The following is a 16,108-nucleotide window of genomic DNA, read 5'->3' on the forward strand; positions in this document are numbered from 1 at the left end:
TACTACCTTTTGACTCTATGCATTGATTATTTGCTTGTGATACTCAAGTGCCTGAACAAGAATATCTTGGTAGAGGACAGGAAATTTTGCGTCTAAAACCTCATACTCTTCCTCTAACACCGAAAAGGTAGTCGTAAGATCCGCCATTCTCGGACTTCTCTGAGACATTCTGTGCAGTGCAAATTCTATATTTTCCAGATCCTGATAGGACTGAAGCCATCCACCACTCCACATCCTGCTGTGCAGCAATAGAAATCGAGGCGGTAAGCCATCAATTACTTCTTGGTCGACCTGTTGGTAAGCATAATCAACAAACCGATTAAGTGGTTCCTGATAGTAGAGCTCCCAATGCTTGGCTAAACAGTGATCCCAAAACATATCCAGAGCAATAGGAGCGAATCTGCGAGCTACACCAGTAAAGTGTGGTTTGCACTCGTCAACGATTGGATGTTGATCGGTGATGCGATCAACAAAACGGTGGAGTTTGATGCCATTAGAGATATCAGATTGGTACTGCTTGCTTGGATCTCCTTTCACGAAGTCTCCAAGCAAGTTTCCTAATAAATGACTATTGCAGTGGTCTGCGATGTGTAAATGGGCTAGAAAGTTCATTCGATGCCATGTTCGCTTTTAAGACTGATGCGACATGAACTTAGTATAACGTCTACGATGATGAATTGAGAATACGTGCAGTACTATTCGGCTTCGTTTTCTGAGCCGAAGTACTCAGATAAGAGAATGCCAATTTCAAGCGCATCAAGCAGCTCCAGACTCTCATCATTTTGGTATTGGTCGCTCATTGTGACCTCCTTTACTTAATTATGAAGCGTTCTTGCTTCTTCCAACTGACACTTATCTTTCCAATTTTGTATCAGCGATTCCTTTTTATAGTCTTTATAAGACATATTTATGACAGTGAGAAGTAAAGATTTTTAATCCTTTGCACAAAACCAAAAGTAATCGATTGCACTATTCAGAGAGACGGAAATTAATCCCAAATATTCACTCAACTATTTTTGAACAGTACAACCAGTTGACCTAAATCAATTTTTTGAAGTGAATCGAAAGAAACACTTGTATCTGATGAAATAATGTTCAACAAGATTTTGTTCCGCTATGCTTGAACATACCAATTCCAATTTGCTGCTGGAAAAATAATATGAATAATTACAACGATACAAAAGACAATGAAAACCTAAACTGCCCGCTATGCCAATGTGACGAATATTTGATATCTGCGGATGGAGAAAAATTCACATGCGCGGCTTGCGGATTCCATACCAAAAACTTTTCTTCAATTCAGTGCTTACATCAAACACCGTACTTACAATCTAAACTGAAGTACATTCATAGCTTGAGCCGAATTCACCACTAAATCTTAAATTGAGCAGCTTACAAGTTGCTCTTTTAATTCGTCTAAATGCTGGATTTGGATAACTCGTTCGTCATCAACACGATTAACCTCCGAGCCGTTAAATAACTGTACGGTTTTAATACCAGCATTCAGCCCTGCCTCCACTCCCTTTGGCGTATCGTCAATATAAAGACAGTCGCCAGGCAGGAATCCCATATTCATCGCACAATACATGAGCAAATCAGGCTCAGGCTTCCAGCTATTTGCCTCAAAAGCAGAAAACACCTTTCCTTTAAAGGATTCTGACAGACCTGTTAGCTCAAGGGCGTACTCAATTTTATCTCTTGGTCCATTAGATACGACACAATATTCAATGTTGTTTACATCAAAAAATTCAAGCAGACGGACGGCACCATCCATGGGTTGTAAGTGACGCACAAATAGATTTTGTACCTCTAGGCGGTACTGGGGCTCTAAAACATCAATAGAAACAGGAATATTGATTAACTTTTTAGTCTCAAGAAGAATATCGGCAAGTTTACCACCTTTAAAATGCTCTAAGCATTCTTGCATAGTCAACTGAGCGCCGTGCTGGCGAAATACATTGACCAACGCTTGGCAACACAAACGCTCACTATCAACCAGTGTTCCATCACAATCAAAAATCACGCATTTTATATTGTTAGTAGCCATAGAACTCCCCCGAACGCCTCAAAAATGTCGCTGACCTATTTTATTTTGTAGGTTAATAATATTTGAGTTTAGGATTGTTTAAACGATGGGCTTGGCATTTCACATAAATGGCATCGAACAATTATCTATTTTTAAAGCAAGATCACCGATTTCTCTCTATATAGCAGTGAAACCGTGTTCTTTTCAATGAGATGCCCGGCACCGGGAAAATTGAGGTACTTCCTTGATACTTTGTGCGAGGAGAAGTCGGTAAACGATGGAACCATCGCAACAATCACGTCCCACTCAAAGAATGAGACGAGCTTGGGTTAACATTCGCAGACAACGGATTCACGCAGTTTTTGTTCAACGTCTAATCGTTTTGCAACATCAGAGATAAATTGACTTTTTTCCAGTGAACCTGACACAGCAACATCAGAAATCAATGTATTACCGCCAAATTGACTGACGATAGCCGCTCCAACTGGATTACCATCCAGGAATCCAACATACAGTTCAAAATCTGGCGTCAAAATGATCTGCGTAAGATATTCGACAATCATGTCTTTGTCATACTGAGCATCCCAGCGCTGTGATTGAAGAATAGAAAACATGACGGTGAGTCGGTGAAAGTCAACCAGGAAAATATTTTCAGCTTTGCACTCCGGGTCGCCCTTTAACAACGTGTCTTTATCAACTACTTGGTAGGTCTGATGATCTAAAGCCTGAAAGTAGATCTCTCGCCCTTTCAAACTTTCAGGAGTGGGAAACTCAACTTCGACCAGATCATGCAGCCATGCATTTTTTCGCTCTACGCTGACTAACTGTTGTTCATTCATTTAAATACCTTAACTGTCACAGGCTAGAAAACGCTAGCGAGTTAAAAACGAGTGCTAACTGGGCCCCCACTGATCTCTGTAGTTGGGAAACGTTAAAGAAGCCATTCGTTTAAGGCGGTACCTTAGCATGAAGCCTATAACAAACCTAGCTAAAGTCCTGAGGTAACGCCAAATTTTGTTTTACATGCGATCGTCTGATAGATTGAGCCAATAAACTTTTCTCGTTAAGGACCAAATAATGAAAAAACGCTTACTTGCTTTAAGTTTACTTACCTTGCTCGCTGGGTGTGGTAGTGATGAAGTCGGAGATGTGTCACTTGGTATGTTTACTTTGAAAGACATCAAGTTGAATACACTTGTCGACCCAGAAGTACCAGGCGTAACTTGTCACGTTGCCAGTATTGAAGCGGATTTTAGTCTGGCCGATCCAAGTGACAGCTCAATCTCATGCCGTCAAACTGGTGAAATCACCTCTGAGATGATCACTAACATCGATAAAAGTAAGTCTGGTGAAGTCGTGTTTAAGAAGTCCAAAAGTGTCTTCTTTAAGTCGATGAAAATTCGTCGAATTTATGATCCCGAAAATCAAACCTTGATGTACCTTTCGTACTCAACCAAAGAGACCTCAGGTAGCTTTAAGCATAGTTTATCGACAGTACCACTATGGGGTACAAAAGCATACGTTCAGCCAACAGAAGCAAAAATAAATTAGCCTCATCTGATTTCTGCTCCTATCTAGCCCACCAAATGTGTTGGTGGGCACGTTTTATTGCAACATAATCCATTTAATTTCATTTTTTTGTGATAGAATCCCGCCTCTTTTTTTTCTCACTCAAGAACAAGCATGAAGTTTCCTGGTCAGCGTAAATCTAAACACTACTTCCCCACTCACGCCAGAGATCCATTAGTTAATCAAATTCGTCAAGCTCCGAAGCTATACCGCCCAACCATTATTGGTGTCGGTCAGACCATCGTAGATATCGAAGCTCGGGTAGATGACGCATTTTTAGAAAAGTACAACTTAAGTAAAGGGCACTCGCTTGTTCTTGAAGAGACCAAAGCAGATGCCCTGTACGAAGACCTCGTTGAACAAGGCCTGATTACTCACCAATATCCAGGGGATACAATCGGGAACACGCTGCACAACTACTCTGTGCTAGCTGATAGTAAATCAGTCCTGCTTGGTGTGATGTCGAAGAATATTCAAGTCGGTTCATTCGCATATCGTTACCTCTGCCGCACATCTTCTCGCATGAATCTCAATCATCTACAGACGGTAGACGGCCCTATTGGTCGTTGTTATACCCTTATTACACAAGATGGTGAGCGTACCTTCGCAATCAATGAAGGTCACATGAACCAACTTCTGCCTGAAAGTATTCCTGAAGACATATTCAGCAAAGCGTCTGCTCTTGTGGTTTCTTCGTACCTAATGCGTGGAAAAGAACAAGATCCAATGCCAAAGGCCGTTCAAAGAGCGATAGATTTTGCCAAGAAGCACGATGTTCCTGTTGTACTTACACTAGGCACTAAATACGTCATCGAAGGTAATGCAAAGTGGTGGCAGGAGTATATTCGTGAGAATGTTTCTGTTGTTGCGATGAATGAAGAGGAAGGTGCGGCTCTTACAGGACTGTCAGATCCACTTGCAGCTGCAGATAAAGCACTCGATTGGGTTGACCTAGTACTGTGCACTGCAGGTCCAAATGGCCTTTACATGGCGGGTTACACGGACGACAAGGTAAAACGCGAAACGACTCACGACATGCTAGAAGGTTCGATTGAAGCCTTTAACAAGTTTGAATTCAGCCGTGCTATGCGTAAAGATGACTGTGAGAACCCAATAAAAGTCTATTCTCATATTGGACCATATCTGGGTGGCCCACTAAAAATCAAGAATACCAACGGTGCCGGCGATGCTGCGCTCTCTGCCCTTCTTCATGACATGGCAGCAAACTCTTTCCATCATAAAGAAGTTCCAAATTCAGAGAAACATCAAGTTCGTTGTTTGACTTACTCATCACTATCACAAATTTGTAAATACTCGAATCGAGTGAGCTATGAAGTATTAACTCAGCATTCACCTCGACTGTCACGAGCACTACCGGAACGCGAAGACAGTTTAGAAGAGACCTACTGGGATCGCTAAATTCTGAACCTTAGAATAAAAAGGATACTTAGGCCATCGGTTGGTGGCCTTTTTGTTTTGATCTAGCGCATTGTTTGGTTGAATTTGCTATTGTGTAGCACATTAGGTCGCATTAAATTCTTTACACTCTTTTTCTTACCAGTATTATTCTCGCGCAAACGTTTGCGCAAAACATCGTAAGCTTTTCAGATAGATTGAAGTTAAACACCACGTGTTAGCCACTTTTTGGGAGTATCCATGCAGTCTGATATTGAAATTTGCCGAAACACACCTTTATCATCCATTAAGACTATCGCATCCAATGCGGGTCTGGAGCCTCATGAATATGACACACACGGCAAATACAAAGCCAAAGTGCACCCCAATTGTCTCAATCGCTTAAAAGACAATGAAGATGGTAAATTAGTACTGGTTACTGCTATCACTCCCACTCCACTTGGCGAAGGGAAAACCGTGACCACTATTGGTCTTGCTCAAGGGCTGGCAAAACTGAATCAATCTGTAATTGCTTGTATCAGGCAGCCATCTATGGGACCAGTTTTTGGTATCAAAGGTGGCGCAGCAGGCGGTGGCTACTCCCAGGTAGCACCAATGGACGAGCTTAACTTACACTTAACGGGCGATATTCACGCCGTGACTGCGGCACATAACCTTGCTTCAGCTGCACTTGATGCACGTCTTTACCACGAGCAACGTGAAGGCTATGACGCATTTGAAACTCGCACAGGTTTAAAAGCACTAAAAATAGACCTTAACAGCATAACCTGGAAGCGCGTTATGGATCATAACGACCGCGCTTTACGAATGGTAAAAATCGGTTTAAATGAGCCAGGCAAGAGCATCAATGGAAATGAACGTGATGAAGGTTTCGATATTTCTGCTGCGTCCGAATTGATGGCTATCATCGCTCTGGCTAAAGATTTAAAAGATCTACGCCAACGAATTGGACGGATTGTTGTCGCTTATGATGTGAATGGGCAACCAGTTACAACGGAAGATCTTCAAGTCGCCGGAGCGATGGCTGTGACTTTAAAAGAAGCGATTGCTCCTACACTGATGCAAACGTTAGAAGGCGTTCCGACTCTAATTCACGCAGGCCCTTTCGCTAATATTGCCCATGGCAATTCCTCTATCATCGCTGATGAAATCGCCCTAAAACTAGCTAGTTACACTGTCACAGAAGCGGGTTTTGGATCTGATATGGGGTTCGAAAAAGCGTGCAATATAAAAGCCGCTGCAGCAAACCTTGCTCCCGACTGTGTAGTGATCGTTGCAACGCTTCGTGGACTAAAAGCAAACTCAGGACATTATGATCTTCGTCCGGGTACGCCTATCCCTGATTCCCTATTTAATCCAGATGAGTCTGCGTTAAAAGCTGGATTCGAAAACCTGAAATGGCACATTAACAACGTCCACAAATATGGTATCCCTGCCGTAGTCGCCATCAACCAGTTCCCACAAGACTGTGCAGATGAGTTGTCAACACTTAAGAAGCTAATCCATGAGTTTAATCCGAGTGTAAAAGTCGCCCTCAGTAACGCTTTTGCAAAAGGTGGCGAAGGTACTCGAGAACTGTCTCAATTTGTCGTTGACGCGTGCAACATTCCAACGAGTTTCCGACCGCTTTACACTAAAGAGCAAAGCCTTAAAGAGAAGATAATGTCTGTTTGTGAAGTGGGCTATGGCGCAGCTAATATAGAACTGAGTGAGTTAGCGGCATCGCAACTGAAACGATTCGAAAGACTTGGGTTCGATAACTTGGCGGTGTGCGTAGCAAAAACACCGCTTTCAATTACGACCGATTCAAGCGTCAAGGGAGCACCTAAAGGCTTTACGGTACCGATTCGTGAATTACGCTTATGTGCTGGCGCGGGATTTGTCTATGCACTGACTGGTAGTGTAATGACGATGCCGGGACTGCCTGATAAGCCTGCATTTATGAACCTAGACTTAGACGACGATGGCAACATTATCGGTCTTTCTTAGGACAATAACTTCACGTTGAATTGATTAAAGCATTAATGATAAAGGGAGCAATGTGCTCTCTTTATCTTATTGTTTCTTCGCTACTTTACATTGTAAATTTCAGTCACATTTTTTTAACCAATAAATACGCACCTAATTAGTGCTTCCTACAATACCCTTTCCCTGATTTAGTGCAACACACTTCATTACTTAAACTAATGTCTTTGATTTTTAAAAATTAATTCTATGGCGCGATTCTTGTACTAAAGTTTGCAGTAGAACATCAACACACAAGTAAATGACATTCAAAGTATCGCTTTCTTTAACCTATTCTCCCCGGTTAAGCACTATTTTGGGTCATGTTAAAAAAGGGAAAGGGAACACTATGCAAGACGCACTCGCTGTTATTCTAGCTGGAGGTATGGGCTCCAGACTTAGTCCACTTACTGATGACCGTGCCAAACCTGCTGTGCCATTCGGCGGCAAATATCGCATCATCGATTTCACGTTGACCAACTGTCTGAACTCAGGTTTACGTAAAATCTTAGTCCTCACACAATACAAATCGCACTCGCTACAAAAACACCTTCGTGATGGTTGGTCTATCTTCAATCCCGAACTTGGTGAATATATCACAGCCGTTCCTCCGCAAATGCGCAAAGGTGGTGCATGGTATGAAGGTACCGCAGACGCCATCTATCATAACTTATGGCTGTTGTCCCGAAATGATGCAAAGTACGTTGTCGTATTATCCGGCGACCATATCTATCGAATGGATTACGCGGCAATGCTTGAAGAACATAAAGAGAAAGGTGCAAAACTCACGGTCGCGTGTATGGATGTCCCTGTAGAAGAAGCAACAGCATTTGGTGTTATGGGAATAGCAGAAAACGGACTAGTAAAATCCTTTATAGAAAAGCCAAAAAACCCACCTACTCTGCCTGATGATCCTTCTAAAAGCCTCGCGTCGATGGGCATTTACATTTTTGATATGGATGTCCTTAAAGCAGCTTTACGTGAAGATGCACAACAAGAAGGATCTAGTCACGACTTTGGCAAAGACATTATCCCTAAATTAATCGATACCGAGTCGGTTTACGCTTATAAGTTCTGTGGAAGTAAAGGTCGTGTTGATAAAGACTGCTACTGGCGTGATGTAGGTACGATAGACTCTTTCTATGAAGCGAATATGGATTTGCTCGAACCTGTCCCACCGATGAACTTGTATCAGTCTAACTGGGCGATTCGCACTTACGAACCCCAATTTCCACCAGCCAGAACGGTTTCTTCGGCAACTGGCAATGAAGGTATCTTTATTAACTCTATTATTGCGAATGGCGTAATCAATTCAGGCGGTTCCGTTCACCACTCAATTATCTTCTGCAATGTCCGAATCCATGACAGCGCAACTGTTGCCGACAGTATTCTTTTTGATGATGTGGAAGTTGGTGAAGGATGTCAGTTGGTGAACTGTATCATCGATAAACACGTTCGTATTCCTCCGAATACTCAAATCGGTATCAATAAAGTTGAAGATGCGAAACGCTTCCATATTTCGGAAAAAGGCATTGTCGTTATTCCTGAAAGTTACGAATTCTAAACGTTTTCAATAAGCACCCAATTAAAAAGCGCACGATAGTCATCGTGCGCTTTTACATTGAATTGGTACAGCTAAAACTTAGATGTTACATACCGTAGACCAACTTCCATCACTACCCGGCACGGAAGAAGTCCACCAATTAGCTTGATAAACCACGCCATTGTAAATGACCTTATCGCCTTGATTAGCGTGGCTTGGATTCCCAGCCCAGTCCGTTTGAGGAAGATCAGGGTACGTTACCAACCCAGCTTTGTTACAAGAGCCTGGTTCTGTCGTGTCGCCAGTACCTGAAGTTAAATCACCGATTGGTAGATCAGGTTGTTCAAACTTAAAGGCAAACTCTTTACCACCAGAGATTACCGAATAGTTTGCTGGTCCAGAGATAGGCAGGTAGTAAACCATATCCAGTTCGTACGTTCCGCCAGCAGGAAGATCTTTCCAAGCAGGTAGAGAGAAGGATACACGGTGCATTACACCATCCAAACCACCAATGTTATTTGCACGAGTATGGCCAGACGCAATTACTTTTAAACCACCGCCAGACTGATCTTTCGCGTTATCCGGTGCTGATACAGGAATATCAAACTGGAACTCTGTACCTCCTGGAATCGCTTGACCAGTATTGTTGGTAAACGTGATTTTTGGGTTAATCGGGTAGTTTTGGTCACCAATTTTAAACCCGCCAACACTCACTGTAATATTGACAGCTTCTGTCGGAATTGCACCCGTCGCCACTTTATTGCCGTATGGTGTCGCAGACATAAACTTGTCGTAAATTGCTTTGGTCATGGTATTACCCATGTGATATTCACCATTCCCTGCCGCACACGCCTGTTCAGTTGTATCAACAGTCGTACGGTTGCCGTTTGCATCTAGTACGTAGCAGTTGTAGTCTCCTGCCAGCTCCCAGAACATGATGCCACCGATTTCCTGGTCGATAACGTAGTCCGCTTTGACTTCGATAGAGGCTTTATCTTCTGTAGACAGGAACACGCTCTTGTCAGAGTTCCACAACCAAGGCGCAACCGCAACTGAATCATAATGACGCGTGTACGCACCCACTAGTTGATCACTAGGATCATTAACAGGATCCAGGCCGTAGGCATCAGCGTAAGAACCCCAAATGCCTTTCTCCAGGTTCTTCGCATGCCACATTGGGTTAGAGCCCGCACCCATTTCATTTCCAGCAGGGTCTAAGTCATGCCACATGTTGTCGATGCCCATTGCACCGTGACCACAGTTGTTTTTCTCGCCTTCACCAGTACCTGCCGCACATTCAGACTGATTTGGTAATGCAGCTCGGCCCCATAAGCCGTTATCTCCGCCAGTCACACCTTGCCAACCACGAGTGTAGTAAGGAACACCAATATTGATACGACCTGCTGGCATAGAACCGCGGAAGTAATGGTAAGCCCAATCCGTGTTCAAGTAACCAATGCCGCCGTAAGCAGCCGTACCATACACGTTCCACTGAGCAAGCTCAGAATCTTTACCGGTGTCAAAAAGCGCTGCGTTATGTCCAACGTGATCGTTCCAGGCACCATGCAAGTCGTAAGACATGATGTTTACATAGTCCAAGTACTTAGTTACGTCGAAGGTTTCCATACCACGCAATAGGTAACCTGACGATGGAGCGGCAATGGTCAACATATAGTGAACGCCATCTTGTGCCGAAGCCGCATCTAACTTCTCACGCAGTACTTTCATCAACTCTTGGTAAGACGCCCAAAGGTAAGCTCGGCGAGGCTCCATGAAGTCTTTATCGTAAGGGTTGCCCGCACCAGCCATTGAGGTTGGATATTCGTAGTCGATATCCAGACCATCGAATTTGTACTTACGCATCATTTCAACAGCAGAAGCCGCAAACTTGTCAATACCAGCATGATTGACTGAACCATCAGCATTGGTCGTCATCGTGTAGAAACCACCATCAGCAACACGATCACCGTTCGTACCAAAGTGCCCGCCTGTTTCAGCCCATCCACCGATAGAGATGAGGGTTTTAACATCGTGTTTTTGCTTGTAAGTTGCCAGCGCACCAAAATGCCCCTGGAAGCCTAATGTTGGATCAACTTCTACGCCTGGCCACGTCTTACCTGTTGCAGGGTTGTTTGGATCGTTCACATCACCAACGTTAACCTTTCCGTCGGAACCAATACTCACGAAGGCATAGTTGATGTGTGTTAACTGCTCCCAAGGAATGTCTTTCACCAGGTAAGTGGCTTGTGGATCATCACCACTACGCCAGCTTGTGAAGTAACCAATCACACGACGAGGGTGGTCTGCCCCCATCTTCTCACGGCCTTCTTCGTCATAAATCGTACAGTAAGGCACATCTAAACCAGAAGTTTGATATAAACCGTCAGGGCGACAGTTAGATGCTACTGCGCTACCATTCACAATCAGAGTAACAAGTGCAGAATCTGTCGTTGCGCCAGCGTCATCCGTTGCTTTCGCGTAGACAGCCAAAGAGCCCGCTTTTGAAGGAGTAAATTCCAAAGTGTATGGCGCGCTTGTTGTTGTACCCGCTAATGCACCTGCTACATAGAAGTCCACTTTTGCCACTGTGCCATCGGCATCTGCAGCGTTTGCAGTAAGCGTTACAGAACCACCTAACTCAATGGATGCTGCCGACAGAGCGACATCGACAGTTGGCGCTTCATTAGCAGGTTGAGTAGCGCCCACCGTGAGCGTTACACTACTTGCTGTACTTACCGCTCCAGCATTGTCATACGCTAAAGTTGAAAATTCATGCAGACCTTCTGTCGCAGTCCACGGTGCTGAGAAAGGTTCTGAAGTCGCTTGACCAACGATAACCCCATCAACAAGGAATTCTACTTTACTGATGGTACCGTCTGAGTCAGATGCATCAGCGGCTAACCTAACCACCTCTCCCGCGGTAACTGTGTCTGATGCAGCAGGTGAAATTAACGCAACGGTTGGAGCTTCATTTTGTGGCGGGTCGATAGGACCAGTGCCATCACACGCACCGAGACTTTCCCACTCCCCCCATTGGCCAGATTGAGCTGGATTGCTATTTTGAGTCCAGTAACGCGCTTTGTAAGCATTACCTTCATACTGAACCTGATCACCACCAGTATAGACTTTTGATGATTCCCAAACCGCTAAAGAGGCACAATCAACAGCCGCATAACTATTGAATGCCATAAGACAAGACGCAGTTAATGTGCTTAATGTAAAGACACTTTTTACTGCTTTACCGCTTTTAAGGTGCATAGTCGCTTTTCCTTAAGTTATTGTTAAAACAATAATAAACGCGGTTATTCAACGCGTTTACACTTTTATTTCGACGTAAAATAACTTAAGTTCAAGTTTGAAATTTCACACTATCAACTTACGTGTTTTCGCTGCCACCTCTCAATAATTCATTACAATATTGCAACATAACACTCAACATTTGGCACTAAGGACTAATTTCGTGGAGCAAATAAATAAGTGCGTCGCAAATTAATAAGAAAGTTAAAAAAAGTAAATTATATTCCTAAATAACGTCATGACTAAACGCTTAAAACAGATGGAGATAGCAAGTATTTAATGCCCTACCAACACCTTTTTTATCATTTTTGAATACGATGATCTTTTTTTGAATTAGCTTTGAAATAGCCTGCTCACAATAATAGACACACAGCTATCTTTTCGAAAACAAGCTAATAACGTCATATAAAAAACCAAGGATAGGTTAATGAAAGCCGAGCATTCTTCGCATTCAACTCACGACACATTTAAAGAATGTGATTTTCTTATTGTTGGATCTGGCGCGGCTGGACTTTCTGCCGCCACAACGGCCGCATTTCATGGTTTAAATGTCATCGTCGCAGAAAAATCGAATGTCGTTGGCGGTACTACCGCATGGTCGGGTGGTTGGATCTGGGCACCGTGCAATCATATCGCTTATGAAAATGACATTAAAGAAACGCCAACCCATGTCGCGGAATATTTGAAAGCCGTTGTCGGAGATAAATTCAACGAACAACGTGTGATGTCATTTCTAAACCATGCACCTCATATGGTTTCGTTTTTTAACGAGCACACCCAATTGCAATTTGATGGTGGCCTCACCATTCCAGACACCTACAGCCAACAACCGAACGCGGGTACAGGTGGTCGCTCAGTGATCGCAAAACCATTTGATGGACGTCAACTCGGAGACAAGCTGTCGATTTTACGCAAACCCGCAAAAGAAACGACCTTTCATGGCATGACGATTCAAGCTGGCCCTGACCTCAGAGCTTTTATGAACATGACTCGTAGCCTTTCCAACTTTGCTTACGCCACCAAACGAGTCATGAAACATACATGGGACCTCGTCCGTTACCAGCGTGGCATGTCGATGAGAAACGGCTTGGCGCTCGCTGCTCGGCTGCTGGCATCAGCAACACAACTTGGCGTAACCATTCAAACCCAATACAACCTGATTTCACTCATTGAAGAAGAAGGAACAGTGACCGGAGCAGTATTTGATACTCCAACGGGACGACAAACCATATTCGCAAAGAAAGGAGTGGTATTAGCCACTGGTGGATTTGCCCACGATACTGCACGTCGACAAGCAATGTTTCGTGACCAGGAGGACCATTTAACGCTTGCTGTGCCAGAAGCCACTGGCGGAGGCTTGACGGCCGCCGAAGCGATTGGAGCACAGGTAGAAACAGACTATCCGCATGCAGGCGCCTGGTGTCCGGTTTCTTTCGTTCCTTATCGGCATCAAGCAGCGGGACAGTTCCCACATATTATCGAACGAGGAAAACCTGGCATCATTGGTGTGCTAAAAAACGGCAAGCGATTTTGCAATGAAGGACTGGGATATCACGACTACGTCACTAACATGTATCAAGCAACGCCGGAAGGAACGACACTAGAGTCCTGGTTGATTTGTGATCATACCTTTCAACGCAGATATGGCTTAGGTATTGCCCGTCCAACCCCAGTTCCAACATGGGGTGTTATACGGTCAGGTTATTTAACCAAAGCCAATACCATTGAAGAATTGGCTTCCAAAACAGGTATAGATCCTAGTGGTTTGCACGAAACCATTAACAATTGGAATCAACATGCAGCTCACGGAGACGATCCTGAGTTTCATCGTGGCTCAACGAAATACACTCGCTATCAAGGTGACCCTACCCGTAATTTATCCAATCCTTGTGTGGCGCCAATAAGCAAACCACCATTTTATGCCGTACGCGTACAGGCAGGCAGCTTTGGTACGTTTGCCGGACTTAAGACAAACGAGCACGCTCAAGTACTTAATGAAGGCAACCAACCTATTCCCGGCCTGTATGCAGCAGGTTGTGATTTAGCCAGCATAATGGGCGGTCAATACCCGGCAGGTGGTATCAATCTCGGCCCTGCACTCACCTTTGGCTATATTGCTGCAAGACATGCAGCCGAGGTTAAAGAATGGGAAACGTCATGGCGTTTTGAAAAAGAAGACGAATAAGGCGGCCTCTGCCAAATATCGTCAAGATACTTGGCCAGTAAGAATAAATACGAGAAACAACTACCTCAAAGGAATGACGACATGACAATTTCTCTTGCACATTTGACCGCCGTAGATCTTACACCACCAGAACTGATTCATTCTGCTGCCCACGCTGGATATGATGCTGTTGGACTACGTTTAGTCAAAGTAACAGAAACGTCGCCTGGTTATCCGTTGCCCCAAGGTAGCCTAGAATTAAAGCAAACCCTGCAAGCATTACAAGATACTGGCGTCGTGGTTAATGACATTGAGTTTTTTAAAATCACCCCAGACTTTGACATTAACGATATCAAACCCTATCTGGAAATGGGCCAACAGTTGGGGGCCAAACAGTTGATCACTGCTCCCTATGACGATGATTTATCACGTTTAAAAGCTAATTTAGGCAAAATTGCCGAAGTCGGGCTGCAATATCAACTAGAAACCCTGATAGAGTTTTTCCCATGGACATGCCTACCCGACTTGCCCTCTTCCCTCGACCTGATTCAAGGCACACAGGCAAAAGTCTTGTTAGATGTATTGCATTTCAACCGCTCAAATTCGAGCCTGGCCGATATTGAAACTGCCCCTAAGGGCTCTATTGGCATGGTTCATCTCTGTGACGCACTGGTACAAGCTCATTACACCACAGAACAATTGTTACATACTGCCCGAGAAGATCGTTGCGTTCCGGGTCAAGGTAGCATTGATTTAATCAGCATTCTTAACCGCGTCGAACCGCATATTGGTATCGGTGTTGAAGTCCCTTCTGCTCCAAGTGGCGTATTATCCAATGCACAGATGGATTCTTGGATCGCTCGCTGCTACCAAGGTGCAAAAAACATTTGTGAACAACGTAATACGCACCTCACGCGTTAATACCAATCGTGCAGATAGTAAGAAAATGAGACCCAAAATGAACAATTCAATCTTAAACATTGCGGTCGTTGGCGCAGGTGTAATAGGTAAAACCCATATTGAGCTAATTAACAATCATCCTAATTGCCAACTGTTTGCCATCGTCGATCCAAGCCCGCAAGCAAAAAACGTGGCAGAACAATATCAAGCTCCCCTGTTTGAACAGCTTAAAGATATCCTGCAAGAGGACAAATTAGATGGTGTAATCCTCGCTTCACCCAATTTTCTGCACGCCGAACAAGCAGCACAGTGTATCCTTGCCAACGTGCCTGTGATAGTAAAAAAACCTGTCACCGATTCCATTCAATCAGCAATTGAGTTATATCGACTCAGCGTAGAAAAACAAGCCAAGGTCTTGGTTGGCCACCATCGAGCTTACAGTCCGATTTTAAGCCAATCAAAAGCCCTTATAGAAAGCGGAAAACTCGGTCAGTTAGTGTCCATTCAAGGTTCTGCCCAATTTTTTAAACCCGATTCCTATTTTAATGAAGCAGAATGGCGGACAAAAAGTGGTGGAGGACCAGTTCTTATCAATATGATTCATGAAATTGGCAATATGCGCTTTCTTATGGGTGATATAGAGTCGGTACAGGCAATTTCAACTAACCATACCAGAGGATTTGAAGTCGAAGATACCGCAATCATCAATCTGCAATTTAAAAACGGTGCGTTGGGGAGCTTTGTGGTTTCAGACACTTGTGTAAGCCCCAAAAGCTGGGAACAGACATCACAGGAAAACCCAAGTTACACCACTTATAACGATGAAGATTGCTACCATATTGCGGGGACTCAAGGCAGTTTGTCCATTCCAACCATGCGCTTGAAGTACTTTACCAGTGACATCAAGCCTTCTTGGTGGAATCCGACGATCAATGAACAGCACCATCTTCAACGTCAGGATCCACTTTACTTACAGTTAAGCCATTTTTGTGATCTCATTCAAAACGACATTGCCCCAACTGTGAGCATGCATGATGGGTTGCAAAATTTACTGGTGATTGATGCCATTCAAAAAGCCTGTCAGAGCCAAAAGTTAGAAAAAATTACCGAGCTATAGTCTGAAATCAGTCGTTCTGGAACAACAAAAAGCGCGTCCAATACTCATATTGAACGCGCTTTTTATATCCGT

The 16,108-nt window shown here is 43.9% G+C and carries 11 protein-coding genes; 7 read left to right on the forward strand and 4 right to left on the reverse strand.

All coding sequences use genetic code 11. From position 1 onward, the window contains the following. Positions 1-15 precede the first annotated feature (15 nt). From ACWYU8_RS05580 to ACWYU8_RS05590, 3 genes are all read right to left on the reverse strand, one after another. The gene (locus ACWYU8_RS05580; RefSeq protein ID WP_457517851.1) at positions 16-612 is read right to left on the reverse strand and encodes an acyl carrier protein phosphodiesterase; all 597 of its coding nucleotides are present in this window, start codon (positions 610-612) and stop codon (positions 16-18) included. A 766-nt stretch (positions 613-1,378) separates the two neighbouring features. Then, positions 1,379-2,047 carry an HAD-IA family hydrolase gene (locus ACWYU8_RS05585; protein WP_457517853.1) on the reverse strand — a complete coding sequence of 223 codons (669 nt, stop codon included), beginning with the start codon at positions 2,045-2,047 and terminating at the stop codon, positions 1,379-1,381. 308 nt (positions 2,048-2,355) lie between these two features. Further along, positions 2,356-2,865, reverse strand: a complete 510-nt coding sequence (locus ACWYU8_RS05590; RefSeq protein WP_457517855.1) for a flavodoxin — start codon at positions 2,863-2,865, stop codon at positions 2,356-2,358. Positions 2,866-3,103: 238 nt separating this feature from the next. On the opposite strand from ACWYU8_RS05590, the gene ACWYU8_RS05595 reads away from it, so the two are divergent. The 4 genes from ACWYU8_RS05595 to glgC all read left to right on the forward strand — a co-directional run bounded on the left by ACWYU8_RS05595 (position 3,104) and on the right by glgC (position 8,579). Further along, positions 3,104-3,577, forward strand: coding sequence for a CreA family protein (locus tag ACWYU8_RS05595; RefSeq protein WP_457517857.1), 474 nt, complete (start codon positions 3,104-3,106; stop codon positions 3,575-3,577). A 132-nt stretch (positions 3,578-3,709) separates the two neighbouring features. Then, positions 3,710-5,014: an inosine/guanosine kinase gene (locus tag ACWYU8_RS05600; RefSeq protein ID WP_457517859.1), complete on the forward strand. Its 1,305-nt coding sequence runs from the start codon at positions 3,710-3,712 to the stop codon at positions 5,012-5,014. 237 nt (positions 5,015-5,251) lie between these two features. Further along, on the forward strand, positions 5,252-7,000 hold the full coding sequence (locus tag ACWYU8_RS05605) for a formate--tetrahydrofolate ligase (RefSeq protein ID WP_457517861.1): 1,749 nt from the start codon (positions 5,252-5,254) through the stop codon (positions 6,998-7,000). A gap of 364 nt (positions 7,001-7,364) precedes the next feature. Beyond that, entirely contained in the window at positions 7,365-8,579 is a 1,215-nt protein-coding gene (glgC, locus tag ACWYU8_RS05610) for a glucose-1-phosphate adenylyltransferase (protein WP_457517863.1), read from the forward strand. A 78-nt stretch (positions 8,580-8,657) separates the two neighbouring features. On the opposite strand, the gene ACWYU8_RS05615 is transcribed toward glgC, so the two are convergent. Next, entirely contained in the window at positions 8,658-11,816 is a 3,159-nt protein-coding gene (locus ACWYU8_RS05615) for a chitinase C-terminal domain-containing protein (RefSeq protein ID WP_457517865.1), read from the reverse strand. A 466-nt stretch (positions 11,817-12,282) separates the two neighbouring features. Here ACWYU8_RS05615 and ACWYU8_RS05620 point away from each other — a divergent pair, with 466 nt between their 5' ends. The 3 genes from ACWYU8_RS05620 (at position 12,283) to ACWYU8_RS05630 (ending at position 16,036) form a co-directional block, all read left to right on the forward strand. Further along, entirely contained in the window at positions 12,283-14,040 is a 1,758-nt protein-coding gene (locus ACWYU8_RS05620; protein ID WP_457517867.1) for an FAD-dependent oxidoreductase, read from the forward strand. An 81-nt stretch (positions 14,041-14,121) separates the two neighbouring features. Continuing rightward, positions 14,122-14,940 (forward strand): sugar phosphate isomerase/epimerase family protein, encoded by an 819-nt coding sequence (locus ACWYU8_RS05625; RefSeq protein WP_457517869.1) that lies wholly within the window; start codon positions 14,122-14,124, stop codon positions 14,938-14,940. Then, complete coding sequence (locus ACWYU8_RS05630; RefSeq protein ID WP_457517871.1) at positions 14,855-16,036, forward strand: Gfo/Idh/MocA family protein; 1,182 nt, start codon at positions 14,855-14,857, stop codon at positions 16,034-16,036. Before ACWYU8_RS05625 ends, ACWYU8_RS05630 begins: the two co-directional genes overlap by 86 nt. Positions 16,037-16,108 lie beyond the last annotated feature (72 nt).

Source organism: Vibrio limimangrovi, from assembly GCF_054064025.1.

Excerpts from the sequence above, each read along its gene's own strand:
- ACWYU8_RS05585 (WP_457517853.1), bottom strand. The coding sequence starts at position 2,047 with ATGGCTACTAACAATATAAAATGCGTGATTTTTGATTGTGATGGAACA.
- ACWYU8_RS05590 (WP_457517855.1), bottom strand. The coding sequence starts at position 2,865 with ATGAATGAACAACAGTTAGTCAGCGTAGAGCGAAAAAATGCATGGCTG.
- glgC (WP_457517863.1), top strand. The coding sequence starts at position 7,365 with ATGCAAGACGCACTCGCTGTTATTCTAGCTGGAGGTATGGGCTCCAGA.
- ACWYU8_RS05595 (WP_457517857.1), top strand. The coding sequence starts at position 3,104 with ATGAAAAAACGCTTACTTGCTTTAAGTTTACTTACCTTGCTCGCTGGG.
- ACWYU8_RS05600 (WP_457517859.1), top strand. The coding sequence starts at position 3,710 with ATGAAGTTTCCTGGTCAGCGTAAATCTAAACACTACTTCCCCACTCAC.
- ACWYU8_RS05620 (WP_457517867.1), top strand. The coding sequence starts at position 12,283 with ATGAAAGCCGAGCATTCTTCGCATTCAACTCACGACACATTTAAAGAA.
- ACWYU8_RS05615 (WP_457517865.1), bottom strand. The coding sequence starts at position 11,816 with ATGCACCTTAAAAGCGGTAAAGCAGTAAAAAGTGTCTTTACATTAAGC.
- ACWYU8_RS05605 (WP_457517861.1), top strand. The coding sequence starts at position 5,252 with ATGCAGTCTGATATTGAAATTTGCCGAAACACACCTTTATCATCCATT.
- ACWYU8_RS05580 (WP_457517851.1), bottom strand. The coding sequence starts at position 612 with ATGAACTTTCTAGCCCATTTACACATCGCAGACCACTGCAATAGTCAT.
- ACWYU8_RS05625 (WP_457517869.1), top strand. The coding sequence starts at position 14,122 with ATGACAATTTCTCTTGCACATTTGACCGCCGTAGATCTTACACCACCA.
- ACWYU8_RS05630 (WP_457517871.1), top strand. The coding sequence starts at position 14,855 with ATGCACAGATGGATTCTTGGATCGCTCGCTGCTACCAAGGTGCAAAAA.